16 protein-coding genes are annotated in these 17,705 nt (G+C 64.0%); all 16 read left to right on the forward strand.

Features of this window, described 5'->3' with window-relative positions:
• Positions 1 to 129: 129 nt before the first annotated feature.
• Positions 130 to 1,263 (forward strand): mannose-1-phosphate guanylyltransferase, encoded by a 1,134-nt coding sequence (locus J7E82_RS16670; RefSeq protein WP_214864620.1) that lies wholly within the window; start codon positions 130 to 132, stop codon positions 1,261 to 1,263.
• A gap of 100 nt (positions 1,264 to 1,363) precedes the next feature.
• Positions 1,364 to 2,563 (forward strand): amidohydrolase, encoded by a 1,200-nt coding sequence (locus tag J7E82_RS16675; RefSeq protein WP_214864622.1) that lies wholly within the window; start codon positions 1,364 to 1,366, stop codon positions 2,561 to 2,563.
• Positions 2,564 to 2,893: 330 nt separating this feature from the next.
• Positions 2,894 to 3,961, forward strand: a complete 1,068-nt coding sequence (locus J7E82_RS16680) for a BMP family protein (protein WP_214864707.1) — start codon at positions 2,894 to 2,896, stop codon at positions 3,959 to 3,961.
• Positions 3,962 to 4,097: 136 nt separating this feature from the next.
• Positions 4,098 to 5,618 carry an ABC transporter ATP-binding protein gene (locus tag J7E82_RS16685; RefSeq protein ID WP_214864624.1) on the forward strand — a complete coding sequence of 507 codons (1,521 nt, stop codon included), beginning with the start codon at positions 4,098 to 4,100 and terminating at the stop codon, positions 5,616 to 5,618.
• Positions 5,608 to 7,014 (forward strand): ABC transporter permease, encoded by a 1,407-nt coding sequence (locus J7E82_RS16690; protein ID WP_214864626.1) that lies wholly within the window; start codon positions 5,608 to 5,610, stop codon positions 7,012 to 7,014. Before J7E82_RS16685 ends, J7E82_RS16690 begins: the two co-directional genes overlap by 11 nt.
• Positions 7,011 to 8,309: an ABC transporter permease gene (locus J7E82_RS16695; protein WP_214864628.1), complete on the forward strand. Its 1,299-nt coding sequence runs from the start codon at positions 7,011 to 7,013 to the stop codon at positions 8,307 to 8,309. Before J7E82_RS16690 ends, J7E82_RS16695 begins: the two co-directional genes overlap by 4 nt.
• Before the next feature lie 3 nt (positions 8,310 to 8,312).
• Positions 8,313 to 8,732 carry a cytidine deaminase gene (locus J7E82_RS16700; protein ID WP_308113910.1) on the forward strand — a complete coding sequence of 140 codons (420 nt, stop codon included), beginning with the start codon at positions 8,313 to 8,315 and terminating at the stop codon, positions 8,730 to 8,732.
• A gap of 20 nt (positions 8,733 to 8,752) precedes the next feature.
• A complete protein-coding gene (locus J7E82_RS16705; RefSeq protein WP_214864630.1) occupies positions 8,753 to 10,093 on the forward strand; it encodes a thymidine phosphorylase in 1,341 nt (446 codons plus the stop codon).
• Positions 10,094 to 10,156: 63 nt separating this feature from the next.
• The gene (locus tag J7E82_RS16710) at positions 10,157 to 10,807 is read left to right on the forward strand and encodes a DedA family protein (protein WP_214864632.1); all 651 of its coding nucleotides are present in this window, start codon (positions 10,157 to 10,159) and stop codon (positions 10,805 to 10,807) included.
• 119 nt (positions 10,808 to 10,926) lie between these two features.
• Positions 10,927 to 11,646, forward strand: a complete 720-nt coding sequence (locus J7E82_RS16715) for a DedA family protein (protein ID WP_214864634.1) — start codon at positions 10,927 to 10,929, stop codon at positions 11,644 to 11,646.
• A 59-nt stretch (positions 11,647 to 11,705) separates the two neighbouring features.
• Positions 11,706 to 12,848, forward strand: coding sequence for an adenosine deaminase (locus J7E82_RS16720; protein ID WP_214864636.1), 1,143 nt, complete (start codon positions 11,706 to 11,708; stop codon positions 12,846 to 12,848).
• A 76-nt stretch (positions 12,849 to 12,924) separates the two neighbouring features.
• Positions 12,925 to 13,545: a MazG nucleotide pyrophosphohydrolase domain-containing protein gene (locus J7E82_RS16725; protein WP_214864711.1), complete on the forward strand. Its 621-nt coding sequence runs from the start codon at positions 12,925 to 12,927 to the stop codon at positions 13,543 to 13,545.
• Positions 13,546 to 13,666: 121 nt separating this feature from the next.
• A complete protein-coding gene (eno, locus tag J7E82_RS16730) occupies positions 13,667 to 14,947 on the forward strand; it encodes a phosphopyruvate hydratase (protein WP_214864638.1) in 1,281 nt (426 codons plus the stop codon).
• A gap of 187 nt (positions 14,948 to 15,134) precedes the next feature.
• Entirely contained in the window at positions 15,135 to 15,875 is a 741-nt protein-coding gene (locus J7E82_RS16735; RefSeq protein WP_214864641.1) for a septum formation initiator family protein, read from the forward strand.
• Positions 15,876 to 15,941: 66 nt separating this feature from the next.
• Entirely contained in the window at positions 15,942 to 16,646 is a 705-nt protein-coding gene (locus J7E82_RS16740) for a DUF501 domain-containing protein (RefSeq protein WP_374223631.1), read from the forward strand.
• Positions 16,643 to 17,653: a Ppx/GppA phosphatase family protein gene (locus J7E82_RS16745; protein WP_214864643.1), complete on the forward strand. Its 1,011-nt coding sequence runs from the start codon at positions 16,643 to 16,645 to the stop codon at positions 17,651 to 17,653. The genes J7E82_RS16740 and J7E82_RS16745 overlap by 4 nt, the downstream gene beginning before the upstream one ends.
• The last annotated feature ends 52 nt before the right edge of the window (positions 17,654 to 17,705 follow it).

The raw sequence follows: 17,705 nt of genomic DNA on the forward strand, positions 1-17,705 counted from the left end.
GAATGCCACACTGCCCGTACTTCAGCCAGTCCCGCTGTGGCCGCTCCGGATCCCCGACATGGCCCGCGTCGGTGCTGCAAACCGTGGCGACTGGCGGGTACTTTACCGCCGTCGGATACAGTAATTTGCGTGACTACAGACAACGTGACAAGCCAGGACTCGCCACTGCGCCGCTTTATCGCGGTCATTCCGGCCGGCGGAGTGGGGACCCGCCTATGGCCTCTGTCGCGCGCCGCAGCCCCCAAATTCCTCCACGACCTCACGGGTTCAGGGAGTACCCTGCTGAGGGCAACTTACGACCGCCTGGGGCCGCTGGCGGACAACCGCGTCCTCGTAGTGACGGGCCAGGCGCACGAGGCTGCTGTCTGCCTGCAGCTCCCCGAACTCCAGGAATCCGACCTGGTCCTTGAGAGCGAGCCCAAGGATTCCGGGGCCGCCATCGGCTTGGCTGCCGCCATCCTGCACCGTCGCAACCCGGAGACCATCATGGGCTCCTTCGCAGCGGACCAAGTGATTAGCCCTGAGGAGCTGTTCCAGGAGGCCGTCCGTGAAGCTATCCACGTCGCCGCCGCCGGGAAGATCGTCACCATCGGTATCAAGCCCACCCACCCGTCCACCGGCTTCGGCTACATCCGTACGGGGGCTCGCCTGGACATAGAGGGTGCCCCGAACGCGCATGACGTCGCAGTCTTCGTGGAGAAGCCCAGCGAAGAGGTTGCCCGGAAGTACGTAGAGTCCGGAAACTACGTCTGGAACGCAGGCATGTTCGTGGCGCCGGTTGCCCTGATGCTCAAGCATCTCGAGGCCAACCAGCCGGAGCTCTTTAAGGGGCTAGATGAGATTGCGGCGGCCTGGGACACCCCGGACCGCGACGAGGTCACAGCCCGGGTCTGGCCCACGCTGCCAAAGATCGCAATCGACTATGCAGTGGCCGAGCCGGCCGCGGAGGCCGGCGATGTCGCCGTCGTCCCCGGTACCTTCCGCTGGGACGATGTGGGTGACTTCGCTGCGATCGGCCGGCTGAACAGCGCCCGCGAAGTGGACGAGGTAACGGTGCTGGGAGAGGGCGCACGCGTTTTCACCGAAAACGCCAGTGGTGTGGTTGTCTCGGATACCAAGCGTGTGATTGCCCTGATTGGTATCAAGGACGTCGTGATCGTGGATACTCCCGACGCGCTCCTGGTAACCACCAAGCAACACGCCCAGCGGGTCAAGGGTGCCGTTGACGCCCTCAAGGCCAGCGGCGATACCGACGTCCTTTAGGCCGCTTCGTCAGGGACAGTTCCCTCCCTGGGTCGCCCTCGTGGCGTAACCAAGAGCAGTCAATCACTCTTTGCGCTGCAGGGGTGGCTAGAGTTGTGACGTGCGCAATTACACGACCGAAACCGAGCCGACCCCCGTCGTGGGTCCTTGGCTCGAAGAACTGCTCCCGGAGATCATTGAGTTTCGACGGGACCTGCACGCGCACCCGGAACTGTCCTTCAAGGAATACCGCACCACAGACAAACTTGCCGAACGCCTTGAGGCGGCCGGGCTCAAGCCCCGCCGCCTCGAAGGCACCGGCCTGACGGTGGACATCGGAGCAGGGCCCATCGCCACCGCCCTCCGTGGTGATATCGACGCCTTGCCCATCATTGAGGAAACCGGCCTGCCGTTTGCCTCCAAGAACCACGGCGTCACCCATGCCTGCGGCCATGACATCCATACAGCCACCATGCTGGGAATTGCGCTGGTGCTGCACAGGATGCACCTGGATGAGCCGCTGGGTGGAACTGTACGCATCATCTTCCAGCCCGCAGAGGAAACCATGCCCGGCGGCGCGCTGTCATGTATCGAACAGGGCGTGCTCGACGGCGTTCCCCGCATCATGGCGCTGCACTGCGATCCGCGGATCAACGTGGGCCAGATCGGCACACGCATCGGGGCCATCACCTCAGCCTCGGACACGATCAAGATCGAGCTCACCGGACGGGGCGGCCACACCTCCCGGCCGCACCTGACCGAGGACCTTGTCTTCGTCCTCGCCCAGATCGCCGTCAACGTCCCCGCGGTCCTGTCGCGGAGGGTGGATGTGCGCAGCGGCGTCTCCGTTGTGTGGGGGCAGGTGTCAGCGGGCTCGGCACCCAACGCCATCCCCGGCACCGGCTTTATGGCCGGCACGATGCGTTGCCTCGACCGCGACGCGTGGCATAGCGCCGGGGAACTGCTGGACGACGTCGTCCGCCAGGTTGCGGCGCCCTACGGCGTGGAGGTGCACCTGGAACACACCCGCGGCGTCCCTCCGGTAGTTAACTCGGAGCACGAAACGGCGATCATCGAAGCTTCGGCACGCGCCGAACTCGGCGAACACGCCGTCGTCCTGACGCCGCAGTCCATGGGCGGCGAGGATTTCGCCTGGTTCCTGGCGGAGCTGCCGGGCGCCATGATGCGATTGGGCACCAGGACCCCGGGAGGCGAGGAGTACGACCTCCATCGCGGCGACTACATCGTCGATGAGCGCGCCCTCGGCCACGGCATCCAGGTGCTGGCGGCCGCGGCCCTGCGCACCATTCGAGACCTCTAGCCCCCACTCAACTGGCTCGCAGTTGTTGTCGTTATGAGGACCCATAACGACAACGAATGCCAGTCAGTTGGGGAAAATACTCGTTGGTAACAAAGGCCCAACAATCTGCGGATTGTTGGGCTTTTGTGACTATTGGCTGTGTCGCACGCCACTAGTGTTGATTACATCAGCGCGCCCCCAAGCGCAGTGCTGCGAACCATCAGTGAAAACAGAATTTCAGTGTGGAGCATTCGAAACGGACACTCATTGACCATCCGTCGTAGCGCGTACCACTTTCTTCCTGGAGGAAAATTGAAGAACTCACTGCGTGCCACCCTCAAACGCGGTTCAATGGCAGGCGTTGCCACCGCCAGCGCTGCCGGGCTCCTGCTTACCGGCTGTGGAGCGCCTCCCGAAGCGGGCCCGGGCGGGAACACTGCAAGCGCCTACACCGGCTGCATTGTCTCTGACTCCGGCGGCTTTGACGACCAGTCGTTCAACCAGTCTTCCTTTGAGGGCCTCAAGAAGGCCGAGAAGGACCTTGGAATTACCGTCAGGTCAGCCGAATCCAAGTCCAACAGCGATTTCGAAACCAACCTCAACGGCATGGTCGCAGCAGGATGCAACCTGACGGTCACCGTCGGCTTCCTCCTGGGTGATGCCACCAAGGCAGCGGCAGAGAAGAACCCGGACAAGCACTTCGCCATCGTCGACTTCTCCTACGACCCGCCGGTCCCCAACGTAAAGCCCGTGGTTTACGACACCGCACAGGCCGCCTACCTGGCCGGCTATGTTGCGGCCGCCACGTCCAAGACCGGCAAGGTGGGAGCCTTCGGCGGTGTCAAGCTTCCCACAGTGACCATCTTCATGGACGGCTTCTACGACGGTGTCCAGGCGTACAACAAGGCCAAAGGCGCCAACGTCCAGGTGGTCGGCTGGGACAAGGCCAGCCAGGACGGCTCATTTACTGGCGACTTCGAAAAGCAGGACACCGGCAAGCAGGTCACGCTGAACCTCCTTGACCAGGGCGCGGACATCATCATGCCCGTCGCCGGCCCTGTCGGCTTGGGTTCAGGCGCTGCCTTGAAGGAAGCCAAGGCTGCCGGCAAGGACGTCAAGCTCATTTGGGTCGACGCAGACGGCTACCTCACGGCACCGGAATACAAGGACCTCATGCTCACGTCCGTGGTCAAGAAAATGGACCAGGCCGTGGAGGCCGTTGTAAAGGATGACAAGGAAGGCACGTTCTCCAACGAGGCCTATGTCGGCACCCTGGAGAACGACGGCGTCGCGATCGCCCCGTTCCATGACTTCGAGTCCGCCGTCCCGGCCGAGACCAAGTCCGAGCTGGAAACGCTGAAGTCGGACATCATCTCCGGCAAGCTCGTGGTTGAGTCCCAGGCCAGCCCGAAGAAGTAACACTCCTCAGGACGCGCCGCCGGTACCGTGCACACGGTACTGGCGGCGCGTTTTTGCCCTAACTAGGCTGTGCTCAAGCAGATCGGAAGTTGAGCTGTCCAGCCGTCCCTTCGGACCAACAGAACGGTGGGGAGTTGTGAAACTCGAATTGAAGGGTATCTCGAAGGCTTTCGGGACCTTTTACGCCAATCAAGACATTGACCTCGTGGTCGAACCCGGACAGATCCACTGCCTCCTTGGGGAGAACGGAGCCGGTAAATCCACCCTCATGAACGTGCTCTACGGATTGTATGAGCCAACGGCCGGCCAGATCCTGCTGGATGGCAGGCCCGTGAACTTTCGCGGACCAGGGGATGCCATGGCAGCCGGGATTGGCATGGTGCACCAGCACTTCATGCTGGTTCCGGTGTTCACTGTTGCCGAGAACGTTGCCCTTGGAGCCGAAACCACCACCTTCGGCGGCGTCCTCAGTATCGAGGAGACCCGGAAGAAGATCCGCGAAATCTCCGCACAATACGGCTTCCACGTCGACCCCGACGCCCTCGTGGAAGACCTCCCTGTCGGTGTGCAGCAACGAGTGGAAATCATCAAGGCCCTCGTACGGAAGGCCAAAGTCCTCATCCTGGACGAGCCGACGGCGGTGCTGACGCCCCAGGAAACCGACGAGCTGCTCGACATCATGCGCCAGCTCCGGGACGGCGGCACGTCAATCGTTTTCATCTCCCACAAACTGCGGGAGGTCAAAGCCGTTTCGGATGTCATCACCGTTATCCGCCGCGGCAGGGTGGTGGGCGACGCCCCGCCCACGGCTCCCACCACGGAACTGGCCTCGATGATGGTGGGGCGCCCGGTGAGCCTGACCCTGAACAAGGACCCTGCCGCGCCCAGGGAGACCACCTTCGTGGTCACGGACCTGACAGTGCGCGCCCCCAACGGGACCACGGTGGTGGATGGCATCAGCTTCGACATCGCCCAAGGTGAGATCCTCGCGGTTGCAGGTGTGCAGGGCAACGGCCAGACGGAACTGACGGAGGCAATCCTTGGGATCCAGGAACACGTAACCGGTTCGGTGACGCTCGACGGCAAGGAGTTGCTCGGGCTCCCCGTCAAAGACGTCCTGGGAGCCGGCGTGGGCTTCGTGCCTGAGGACCGCAGCGTAGACGGACTCGTGGGGCCTTTCTCCGTGGCGGAAAACCTTGTGCTGGACCTCTATGACAAGGCTCCCTTCGCCAACGGCATCAGCATGAACCCTTCGAAGGTCCATGAACACGCGAGGACCAAGATCGAGGAATTCGACATCCGCACGCCTTCCCCGAACGCGGCAGCCGGAACCTTGTCCGGCGGCAACCAGCAGAAGGTGGTCATGGCCCGGGAACTGTCACGGCCGCTGCGGCTCTTCATTGCCAGCCAGCCCACCCGCGGCGTCGACGTCGGCTCCATCGAATTCCTGCACCGCCGGATCGTCGCAGAACGCGACGTCGGAACCCCGGTCATGATCATTTCCACCGAACTGGACGAAGTCATGGAACTCGCGGACAGGATCGCAGTGCTTTACAAAGGCAAACTGGTGGGCATCGTCCCGTCGGGAACCCCGCGGGACACCCTCGGGCTCATGATGGCCGGAGTCGGCCCGGAAGGAGGGCACCATGGCCACTGAGGATGGCAAGATTCCCGACAGCTCAGCCCCCGAAGGCACCGCTCCAGGCGACTCCGTTCCAGGCGCAACGGTTCCAGCCAAAGCTGCTCCCGCCGAATCCCCCCAGGACGTGCAGGCTGCCGACGTCGCGCTGGACACCGCGGGCGGACTGCACGAGCCGTCCCTGGTTCCCGTCTCGTCACAAAGCGGCGACGTCGGCCACAAGCAGGGTAACGTCCTCCAGCAGATCATGATGGGCAGCGGCTTCGTTTCCATACTCGCCGTCGTGGTGGCACTGGTGCTTGGCGGACTGCTAATCGCCAGCACTGACAGCGATGTAGCACGTACCGCCGGATATTTCTTCGGCCGACCCTCCGACTTCCTGGGCGCACTCTGGAGCGCCATGACGAGCAGCTACGTGGCCCTCTTCCAAGGCGCCGTCTTCAACCCACGCCAAGGCTTCCTGCCGCTACTGGAGACCATGACCGTGGCTACGCCCCTCATTTGCGCGGCCCTTGGCGTTGCCCTGGCCTTCCGAGCCGGGCTCTTCAACATCGGCGCCCAGGGCCAGGTCATCATCAGTGCCACTGCAGCTGCCTACGCCGGATTCGCCTGGCATCTTCCCTCGGTTGTGCACCTGATCGTGGTGATCGTCATGGGCATCGTGGGAGGCGCGATCTGGGGTGCGATTGCCGGGGTACTCAAGGCCAGGACTGGGGCGCATGAGGTGATTGTGACCATCATGTTGAACTACATCGCCCTGTTCTTCCTGGACTTCCTGCTTAACACTCCGGCGTTTCGCCGGCCCGGAGAGAACACGCCGATTTCGCCGCGAATCGACGAATCGGCCGCTTACCCGCCACTCATCCCCGGCTCCAGGCTCCATTTCGGCTTCATCGTGGTGGTGCTTCTGACCATCGCCGTCTGGTGGCTGCTGAACCGCTCCACCATCGGCTTCGAGTTCCGGGCAGTAGGCGCCAACCCTGCCGCCGCACGGACAGCCGGGGTCAAGGTGCCGCTTGCGATGATCCTGGCCATGGCCTTCGCCGGCGCGCTTGCGGGCTTCGGCGGGGTGGCGCAGGTCGCCGGTACGGAAAAGGTGCTGACGGGAGGTATCGCTGCGCAGATTGGCTTTGATTCCATTACAGTAGCGCTGCTGGGACGCAGCACGCCCTGGGGAACATTCTTTGCCGGCCTCCTGTTTGGTGCCTTCCGCGCCGGTGCAGTGCAGATGCAGATCCAGACCGGCACTCCCATCGACATCGTCCTTGTGGTGCAGTCGCTGATCGTCCTCTTTATCGCGGCCCCGCCGCTCATCCGGTCGATCTTCGGCCTCAACCCCGGCAGGAAGAAGAACAAGCCGGCCAGGCCAGCCCGCCGCTCCGCCGTCGCCACTGCTACAGGAGGTGCCAAATGAGCGCCGCAACCACAGCCCCCAGGCCGCCCGCTTCAGGTTCGGCAATAGCGACGGCGGAACGCCCTCCCTTGAAAGTCCCCATCGCCCTCAGCACGCTGTCCCTCATTGCCTTGGTGTTCTTCGGACTCCTTGGACCGGGCCAAACCGCGGAAATGAGGATCAGCGACCCGGGCGACGCCTGGATGCTGCCCGACCTGCTGATCCCCGGCCAGGCAGGTGGCATCGTCCTGGGGGTCCTGCTGCTGGCCATGGCGGCCTACTCCGTCTATCTCTGGACCCGCGGCGAGCGGTCCCCAAAGTGGCTGCCCATCGTCTTCACGGCAGTGTTCGTGTTCGCCCTCCTCGTCTGGATCGTGGCCGGGGCGCGTCAGCCGTCCATTTCGCTGGCAGGCCTGATAGCGGGGTCCGTCACCCTCGCCGTACCCCTCGTGTTCGGCTCGCTTTCAGGGGTGCTGTGCGAACGGGTGGGTGTGATCAACATCGCGATCGAGGGCCAGCTCCTGGGCGGCGCCTTCACCGCCGCACTTGTAGCCACGATCACGGGCAGCCCCTATATCGGCCTGCTCGCGGCTGCGGGGGCCGGAGCCCTGGTCTCCATGGTCCTCGCAGTTTTCAGTATCAAGTACCTGGTGAACCAGATCATCGTGGGCGTGGTCCTGAACGTGCTGGTCTCGGGCCTCACGGGCTTCCTGTTCGGAACGCTCATGGTTCCCAATAAGGCCCAGTTCAACACCCCCGGCCGGCTGGACATCCTGCCGATCCCGCTGCTGGCGGATATCCCGATCATAGGGCCCATCCTGTTCCGGCAGTCGATCGCAGGCTACCTGATGTACATCGCCGTGGCCGTCGTCTGGTTCGCGCTGTTCAAGACCCGCTGGGGCCTGCGGGTTCGCGCCGTCGGTGAACATCCACAGGCTGCCGACACCCTGGGCGTCAACGTCAACGCAACGCGGTTCTGGAATGTCACCCTCGGCGGAGCCATCGCAGGTATCGGCGGAGCGATCTTCACCCTGGTCACCATCGATTCCTTCACAAAGGAAATTTCCGGTGGCCGCGGCTTTATCGCACTGGCTGCCCTGATCTTCGGCCGGTGGAACCCGATCGGCGCTTTCCTGGCCTCCCTGCTCTTCGGTTTCGCCTACAACCTGCAGTCGATCCTAGGCATCATCGGCACCCCCGTTCCGAGCCAGTTCATGGCCATGCTGCCGTACCTGGTGACCATTTTCGCCGTCGCCGGAGTTGTCGGCCGGTCCAGGCCGCCGGCGGCAAGCGGCATACCGTATGTGAAGGGGTGAGGCGTGAGCGGATTTATTCACAACCATGCCGACGTTGACTGGGAGGCCCTGCAGGCCGCCGCCGTCCAGGCGATGGAGCGCGCGTACGCCCCTTACTCGGAATTTCCTGTCGGGGCTGCGGCGCTTACCCATGACGGCAGGATCGTCAGCGGCTGCAACGTGGAAAACGCCAGCTACGGCCTGACCCTGTGCGCGGAATGCGTCATGGTCGGCAACCTGCAGATGACCGGCGGCGGGAAGCTGAGGGCCTTCTACTGCGTGGACTCCAACGGCAAAGTGCTCATGCCCTGCGGGCGCTGCCGCCAGCTGCTGTACGAATTCCGTGCCCCCGGCATGCAACTCATGACAAGCCAAGGCATCAGAAGCATGGACCAGGTGCTGCCAGACGCCTTCGGTCCCGAACACCTGGAGGAGCAGCTATGACACAAGGCTCACCACAAGGAATGACGCAAGGAAGCGCGACACAAACAACAAGAACTACGGCCGAGGCGTTTGACGCTGTCGACATTATCCGCACTAAACGGGACAAAGGCACGCTTAGTCCCGAACAGATCGACTGGACGATCGATGCTTACACAAGGGGCGTCATCGCCGACGAGCAGATGGCAGCACTGAACATGGCCATCCTGCTCAACGGGATGGACAGGTCCGAAATCTCCCGCTGGACGGCGGCGATGATCGCCTCGGGAGAGCGGATGGACTTCTCCGGGCTTCGCAACCCCGACGGCAGTGTGAAGCCCACGGCCGACAAGCATTCCACGGGCGGCGTAGGCGACAAGATCACCCTGCCCCTGGCGCCGCTGGTGGCGGTCTTCGGCGTCGCCGTGCCGCAGCTTTCCGGACGGGGCCTTGGCCATACGGGCGGCACGCTGGACAAGCTCGAATCAATCCCGGGGTGGCAGGCGTTTCTGAGCAACGAGGCGATTATGGCCCAGCTCCAGGATGTCGGGGCAGTGATTTGCGCCGCCGGAGCCGGCCTCGCGCCGGCAGACAAGAAGCTTTACGCACTGCGGGACGTGACCGGGACGGTGGAGGCCATTCCGTTGATCGCCTCGTCGATCATGAGCAAGAAGATCGCGGAGGGAACCGGATCGCTGGTCCTGGACGTCAAGGTCGGTTCGGGTGCCTTCATGAAGGATGAGGCGAAGGCCCGGGAGCTCGCCGAGACCATGGTTGCGCTGGGGCAGGACGCCGGCGTCAACACTGTCGCGCTGCTCACCAACATGGACACGCCCCTCGGCCTCACCGCCGGGAACGCCATCGAGGTAGAGGAGTGTGTGGAAGTGCTGGCCGGGGGCGGCCCGGACGACGTCGTCGAACTGACCGTTCGGCTCGCGGAAGAGATGCTTGCTTGCGCTGGAGTGCACGACGCCGACCCGGCCGCTGCGCTTAAGGACGGCCGTGCCATGGACGTCTGGAACCGCATGATCCGTGCACAAGGAGGCGATCCGGGAGCAAGGCTTCCGGTTGTCAAGGAGTCCGAAACGATCTATGCGGAGGCGGACGGCGTCCTCGTGCAACTCGATGCCCTGTCGGTCGGTGTCGCCGCCTGGCGACTGGGGGCCGGCCGGGCACGCAAGGAGGATGCAGTGCAGGCGGGAGCCGGTGTTCGCCTGCATGCGAAGCCCGGCGCGCTGGTCAAGGCCGGCGAACCCCTCATGACGCTGCTGACAGACACCCCGGAGAAGTTTGACCGCGCCCGGGAGGCCCTTGCCGGGGCCACGGTCATTGCCCCCGAGGGGTCCCGGCCGGCGCAGCAGCTCATTATTGACAGGATCGCATAGGCTTACCTCCCGGGCTGCTTTCGCCGGCGCCCGGGAGACCGGCCGGCCACGTGTGAGGAAAAAGTGCAGGCAATCAACGAATTCATCCTTGCTGCGGCCGGGCAGCCCTGGGTCCTCCTGCTCGTATTGGCCTGCTGCATCATCGATGGCTTCTTCCCACCCATCCCCAGCGAATCGGTAGTGGTGGGCCTCGCTGCGGTCTCGGCTACCGCCGACGTCCCCAATCCCTGGTTTCTTGGTGTGCTTGCTGCGGTGGGTGCCTTTACCGGGGACAACATCGCCTACCTGATCGGCCGTAGGGTAGGCACCCAGCGCTGGCATTGGATGCGGTCCCAGAGGATGCAGGCAGCCTTCCGCTGGGCGGGCCGGGAACTGAAACGACGCGCGGCTTCCCTCATCATGGTCGCGCGGTTCGTTCCGGTGGGAAGGGTAGCGGTGAACCTGACGGCTGGAGCTACCCTTTTTCCGCATGGAAAGTTCATCGCCCTGACTGCCCTGTCCGGCGTGCTGTGGGCCACTTATTCGGTCATTATCGGGCTCTTCTTCGGGCAATGGTTCGAAGACAACCACTTGCTGGGCGCGGTGATTGCGATCGTCTGCGCAGTAATGATCGGCATCATCATCGACCGCGTCGTGAGCAAGGTTCGCGGACCCCTTCCCGAAGAGGAAAAGTCAGTCCCACGGAGGACGCCGGAACCACCGGTGCACGGCTAGCGTTGAACTGTTATTCCGGAGGCTTGGGGCGTAGCGAATGACGCCTTGGCCGTGGGACACTGAGAAGCGATTTCTGTCAATTTTTGCCCGTGTAATTTTCGTCTAGGAGCAATGCCCGCGTGGAGTTTATTAATGAGGCCGTGCTCCATGCAGCTGGTCAGTGGTGGATTTACCCGCTCCTGCTTGTTTTCTTCTTCGTTGACGGCTTCGCCATGGTGGTTCCGAGCGAAACCCTGATCGTTGCGCTGGCCGCATTTTCCCGACACAGCGGGGAACCGAATCTTTGGATCCTGGGCCTCACGGCGCTCGCTGGAGCAATGGCCGGGGACAACATGGCCTATCTCCTCGGGCGGAAAATCGGGCTCGAACGCTGGCGTTGGATGCGCAAGCCCAAAGTCCAGAGGGCCTTCGCCTGGGCACGGTATGAACTCGAGAAGCGCGGCGCGGTGCTGATCTTCACAGCGCGCTACATTCCTTGGGGCCGTGTGGCCGTGAACTACGTGGCTGGAACCACGGGTTTTCCGCACCGCAAGTTCTTCTGGCTGGACGCCTTCGCCTGCGTCACGTGGGTGGGCTACTCCATCGGCATTGGAATCATCGCCAGTTCCTTCCCCTGGCTTCACCACAATCCGCTGCTCAGCGCCGGAATCGCCGTGGTCTTCGCCGTCGTCCTCGGCATTGTGATCGACCACGTGCTGCGCTGGTGGCACAAGCGGCTGGGGCGCAACGACGTCACCATTGATGAGGCCGAGGAAATGCTCGACGAACAAGAGGACAGGTTCACCCAGGAAGAGGACAGGTTCACCCAGGAAGAGGACAAGGACCCCCTCTCCGCGTAGGTCCGTCCGTATCCGGGAGGCAACTAGCGCCCGCCCGATGCCAACCCTAGAGTTGGTACGTGACTGAGCCTATTGTTGACGCCGCCCCTGCCATCGATTTCGACCTGAAGAGCCTCCCGAAGGTCTCCCTGCATGACCATCTGGATGGGGGACTTCGGCCCGCCACCATCATCGAGCTCGCCGAGGCCGTTGGCCACACGCTCCCTTCCACGGACCCCGTGGCGCTGGGGGAGTGGTTCCGTGAGTCCGCGGACTCCGGCTCCCTGGTGCGCTATCTCGAAACGTTCGACCACACCGTTGCCGTGATGCAGACCAAGGAGGGCCTCTTCCGGGTCGCCAAGGAATTCGTCGAGGATCTGGCGGACGACGGCGTTGTGTACGGCGAGGTGCGCTGGGCACCCGAGCAGCACCTCCAGAAGGGGCTGACCCTGGATGAAGTGGTGGAGGCCGTCCAGGCAGGACTTGATGCCGGCGTCGACGCCGTGGAAGACAGCGGCCGCCAGATCCAGGTGGGTCAGCTCATCACGGCTATGCGCCACGCCGACCGCGGCCAGGAGATCGCAGAACTGGCAGTGCGCCACCGTAGCTCCGGTGCAGTCGGCTTCGACATTGCCGGTGCCGAAGACGGCTTCCTCCCCGCCCGTTTCCGTGAGGCCTTCACCTACCTGGCCGAGCACAATTTCCCGGCCACTGTGCATGCAGGCGAGGCCGCCGGGTTGGAGAGCATCCAGTCGGCCCTCGTGGACGGCCGCGCGCTTCGCCTCGGCCATGGTGTCCGGATTGCCGAGGACATCAACGTCGAATTCGAAGACGGTGCCGACGAGGATGGCGAGGAGACTGTCGGCATGGTCAGCCTGGGCGAACTTGCCTCCTGGGTCAGGGACCGCGGCATCCCCTTGGAGATCTGCCCGTCGTCGAACCTGCAGACCGGGGCGATCGCCGGTTTTGGTGAGGGAATCGAAAGCCACCCGGTGGACATGCTCTACCAGATCGGCTTCAACGTCACCATCAACACCGACAACCGCCTCATGAGCGGTGTGACCCTGACGGACGAATTCGAGCTGCTCGTGGAGACGTTCGACTACGACCTCGATGACCTGCTGGAACTGACCCTGAACGCCGCCGAGGCATCCTTCCTGCCGCTTGACGAGAAGGAAGCGCTGGTGGAGTACATCAACGACGCCTACACGAACCTTGGCTGACGACACCCCCAGGAACGCCGCCGCCGTCGGGCGGCTCGTGGAGGTGATCGCAGCCCTGCGCGACCACTGTCCCTGGATGGGTGCCCTCACCCACGAATCGCTGGTGGAGTACCTGATCGAGGAAGCCTACGAAGTGGTTGAGTCGATCGAGGGCGAAGCCGCCGGTTCGGGCACTCCGGACGAACTCCTCGGCGAGCTCGGGGACGTGCTGCTGCAGGTAGTGCTCCACGCCCGGCTCGCCGAGGAGCACGGGCGCTTCAACTTTGACGACGTCGTACAGACCCTCACGGCGAAGATGATCCGTCGCAACCCGCATGTGTTCAAATCCGACGGCACACTGCAGGAGAGCTTCCCCGCAACCGTGGACGAAATCGTGCAGAAGTGGGATTCCATCAAGCTGGCTGAGAAGCCGGCCCGCAGGGATGCCTTCGAAGGCATCCCTGCAAGGCTCCCGGCGCTCGCCCGGGCCCAGAAGTCCCTGGACCGCGCAGCCCGATCTCGACAGGCTCGATCACCGGAGGCGGCTGAGCTTGCCGGATCTGGACAGGCTCGATCACCAGAGTTCGCCACCGAGGAGGATCTCGGCGAGCTGCTGTTCGCCGTCGTGGCCTCCGCGCGGGAGCGGGGTTTCGACGCCGAAAGGGCCCTCCGCGGGGCCGTCACCAGATACCAGGGGAGCCACCGCGACCCAACATGACGTGAGGCGCCGGAAGCCGTTCCGTAACCTCTGCCACTCTCGACTACGCTAGTAGCGACGAGGACGTCCAGACTTTCCCTCTAGATTCCCAGTAGATCGCTTCACCATAAGGAGCAAATCCATGGCGCTTATCGATGCCATCCACGCCCGCGAGATCCTCGATTCCCGCGGCAACCCGACTGTAGAAGTTGAGGTCCTGCTTTCCGACGGCCAGATCGGCCGCGCAGCAGTTCCTTCCGGTGCCTCCACCGGTGAGCACGAGGCCGTTGAGCTCCGCGACGGTGACAAGGGCCGTTACCTCGGCAAGGGTGTCCAGAAGGCCGTCGACGCAGTCATCGACGAGATCTCCCCGGCACTGATCGGCTTCGACGCCACCGACCAGCGCAGCATCGACCAGGCCATGATCGACCTCGACGGCACGGCCAACAAGGCGAAGCTTGGTGCCAACGCGATCCTCGGCGTTTCCCTGGCCGTTGCCAACGCCGCAGCCGCCTCCGCCGACCTCCCGCTGTACAAGTACCTGGGCGGCCCGAACGCCCACGTCCTTCCGGTTCCGCTGATGAACATCCTCAACGGTGGCTCCCACGCCGACTCCGACGTCGACATCCAGGAATTCATGATCGCCCCGATCGGCGCCGAGACCTTCTCCGAGGGCCTGCGCTGGGGCGTTGAGGTCTACCACAACCTCAAGTCCGTGCTGAACGAGAAGGGCCTTGCAACCGGCCTGGGCGACGAGGGCGGCTTCGCCCCGAACCTGCCGTCCAACCGCGCAGCCCTGGACCTCATCCAGGAGGCCATCACGAAGGCCGGCTACACCCCGGGCAGGGACATCGCCCTGGCCCTGGACGTTGCCTCCTCCGAGTTCTACAAGGACGGCGCCTACCAGTTCGAAGGCAAGGCCTTGAGCTCCTCGGAGATGAGCGCCTACTACGCCGAACTGGTTGCCGACTACCCGCTGGTCTCCATCGAGGACCCGCTGGACGAGAACGACTGGGAAGGCTGGAAGACCCTCACCGACACCATCGGCGACAAGGTCCAGCTGGTTGGCGACGACCTCTTCGTCACCAACCCGGAGCGCCTGCAGCAGGGCATTGACGCCGCCACGGCCAACTCGCTGCTGGTCAAGGTCAACCAGATCGGCTCCCTGACGGAAACGCTCGACGCCGTGTCCCTGGCCCAGCGCTCGGGCTACACCACCATCACCTCGCACCGTTCAGGCGAAACCGAGGACACCACCATCGCCGACATCTCGGTCGCCACCAACGCCGGCCAGATCAAGACCGGTGCCCCGGCACGCTCTGAGCGCGTGGCCAAGTACAACCAGTTGCTGCGCATTGAAGAGGAACTCGACGACGCCGCACGCTACGCCGGCCGCGGCGCATTTCCGCGTTTCAAGGGCTAATACCCGCGAAATTGACTGACCGGTGGCTATGGTGGAAAAAACCATAGCCACCGGTTCTGTTTAACCCGCCGGTCTTCGACGCCGGTTGCGGACCGCGAAGATCGCATCGGAAACTGAACCGCAGGCACCACGCAAACGAGCATGTGCAGCAAACTGCCAGGCAAGCACCGGGCATTACAGGAGTGTCATGGCCACCCGTCGTCCCAAGGTTCCCAAGGCAAGTGCCCTGTCCGGGCAGCCCAGGAACGAGAGCGACGGCGGCGACGTCATCCGGGCCGATTTCGGGGCCGGCAGGGGAGCGTCCGCGGGCACGGGGAAGCCTGGCGCTGGAGATTCCGGCGTAAAGCCCCACTACCGGGCCACTCCGAACCGGACTGCACCAAACCGCACTGCCCCGAACCGCACTGATCTGAACGAGCGAACTGCCCCGAACCGCACTGCCGCGGGCGCGCGGACCACAGCGGAGGCGGGAACCACGTGGAAGGCAGGGACCACCTCGAACCCGGGAACCAGGAACCGGGGCGAGGACCATGCACCCGTGCCGGCACGGGCCTTCTCAGGGCGCATGCTGGCCCTTGCCGTCGTGATGATCGCAATCACCGTCATGCTTGCGCCAACCGTCAAGATCTTCTTCGAGAAGCGGGCGGAAATTGCGGCGTTGGAGGATGAAATCGCGAGCCGGAAATCGGAGCAGGAGGACCTCCGCCGGCAGGTGTCGCGTTGGCAGGACCCCAACTATGTGAAACAGCAGGCTCGCGACCGCATTAACATGGTTATGCCGGGTGAAACGAGCTACTGGGTGTTTGGCGGGGAAGAGACCGTCGGCACAGCACGAGACAGCACTGGCACAGGAGCTTCCGGAAACCCGGCAAACCTGCCTTGGGTGGATGCGCTGTGGGAGTCCATCAGACGCTCGGCAACTGACTAGAACGCGGTGCCCGCCGCCGTCGTGCCCCCAGGGACACGGCCACAGGGAAGGAAGGACGGCAGCGCAGTGGACGGGAATGCAGTGGAAGAAAACAGCACCAGACCCCAGGAGGCCCGCCAGCCATCGGCCCACGACCTTGAGGTCCTCAGCCGCCAGCTAGGGCGGCCGGTGCGCGACGTCGTCGAGATCCCCGCGCGCTGCGTCTGCGGCAATCCACTCGTAGCGGCAACGGCGCCGCGCCTTAGTAACGGAACACCGTTCCCCACCACGTTCTACCTTACGCATCCAGTCATTACGTCTGCTGTCTCGAGGCTGGAAGCCGGCGGCCTCATGAATGAGATGAACGATCGTCTCCTGGCCGACGAGCCGCTAGCCGCCGCCTATGCCGCGGCCCATGAGGCGTACCTGGAGGCCCGGAATGCCATCGCAGCGCGCTCCGGCACTGGGGACGTACCGGAGATTGCCGGAGTCTCGGCCGGTGGCATGCCTACCCGCGTCAAGTGCCTGCATGTCCTCGTGGGGCACTCACTGGCGGCGGGGCCGGGCGTGAATCCCCTGGGCGACGCGGCACTTGAAGCCATCGCGGAATGGTGGACCAAGGACCTTTGCTACTGCGACGGCGCCTGGGACACCGCCGGGGAGGCGCCCTCGCGCGACCTGAGCAGGCACGGCCCGCAGGGCCTGCCCGAAATTGTGGGGCGCGAGGCACCGGTCCGGAAGTCCAAAAGCGCGACGCCGAACGAGCCAACCATAGGGGAGGTCAACGAATGACTCGAGTAGCGGCCATTGACTGCGGAACGAACTCGATCCGCCTGCTGATTGCGGATGCCAACGGACAGGCTGGCGGTCCGGCATTGGCTGGGGATTCCGGGCAGGAGACAGGGGGTGAGTCCGCCAAAGTTGCGCAGCCCGGCCCCCTCACCGACATCGTCCGCGAGATGCGGGTTGTACGCCTCGGCCAGGGAGTGGACGCCACGGGCGAGCTTGCCCCGGAAGCCCTTGAACGTACCTTCGAAGCGACGCGGGACTATGCGGAGCTGATCCGCCGCCATGGAGCAGTGCGTGTGCGCTTTGCCGCAACGTCCGCTACCCGGGATGCGCGCAACCGCCAGGTTTTTGTCGACGGCATCCGCGAACTCCTTGGAGTTGAGCCGGAGGTGATTTCGGGCGACGAGGAAGCTGCGCTGTCCTTCGCCGGTGCCAGCAGCGTCCTGCCGTCGCGTGGCAAGGAGCCTGTGCTGGTGGTGGACCTCGGGGGCGGTAGCACTGAATTCGTCCTTGGCGACGCCGAAGGTGTTATCGCCGCAAAATCGGTTGACATCGGCTGCGTGAGGATGACCGAGCGGCACCTCCTGGATGATCCTCCGACTCCTGACCAGATCGCGGCAGCCGAGGCCGACGTCGACGCCGCCATTGACCTTGCAGCCGAAACCGTTCCGCTCGGGCAGGCTGCCGTGGTCGTCGGCGTCGCCGGATCGATTACAACCATTACCGCGCACGCCCTGGGCCTGGACCGCTATGATCCACGGGCCATCCATGGCGCTTCCTTGGATCTCGGAACCATTAGCGACGCCTGCACCAGCCTGCTTGAGATGAGCCGTGAAGAGCGTGCGCGACTGCCGTACATGCATCCCGGACGCGTTGACGTCATCGGTGCCGGTGCCTTGGTGTGGCGGAGGATCCTCCAGCGCGTGGCAGAGGCAACGGACGGCACCGTCTCGGGAGCCATTGCCAGTGAGCACGATATTCTGGACGGCATTGCGCTGAGTATCCGCTAGTGGCGTTGCCGCACGTTGACAGCAAACTGCCAGACGTACAGCTGAATGGACC

Source organism: Arthrobacter sp. ISL-30, from assembly GCF_018613855.1.
Taxonomy (GTDB): Bacteria; Actinomycetota; Actinomycetes; order Actinomycetales; family Micrococcaceae; genus Arthrobacter.

Bases quoted from the DNA above. Each gene is read 5' to 3' on its own strand.
- J7E82_RS16745 (WP_214864643.1), top strand. From the start codon at position 16,643: ATGACTCGAGTAGCGGCCATTGACTGCGGAACGAACTCGATCCGCCTG.
- J7E82_RS16690 (WP_214864626.1), top strand. From the start codon at position 5,608: ATGGCCACTGAGGATGGCAAGATTCCCGACAGCTCAGCCCCCGAAGGC.
- eno (WP_214864638.1), top strand. From the start codon at position 13,667: ATGGCGCTTATCGATGCCATCCACGCCCGCGAGATCCTCGATTCCCGC.
- J7E82_RS16705 (WP_214864630.1), top strand. From the start codon at position 8,753: ATGACGCAAGGAAGCGCGACACAAACAACAAGAACTACGGCCGAGGCG.
- J7E82_RS16725 (WP_214864711.1), top strand. From the start codon at position 12,925: ATGGGTGCCCTCACCCACGAATCGCTGGTGGAGTACCTGATCGAGGAA.
- J7E82_RS16680 (WP_214864707.1), top strand. From the start codon at position 2,894: ATGGCAGGCGTTGCCACCGCCAGCGCTGCCGGGCTCCTGCTTACCGGC.
- J7E82_RS16695 (WP_214864628.1), top strand. From the start codon at position 7,011: ATGAGCGCCGCAACCACAGCCCCCAGGCCGCCCGCTTCAGGTTCGGCA.
- J7E82_RS16735 (WP_214864641.1), top strand. From the start codon at position 15,135: ATGGCCACCCGTCGTCCCAAGGTTCCCAAGGCAAGTGCCCTGTCCGGG.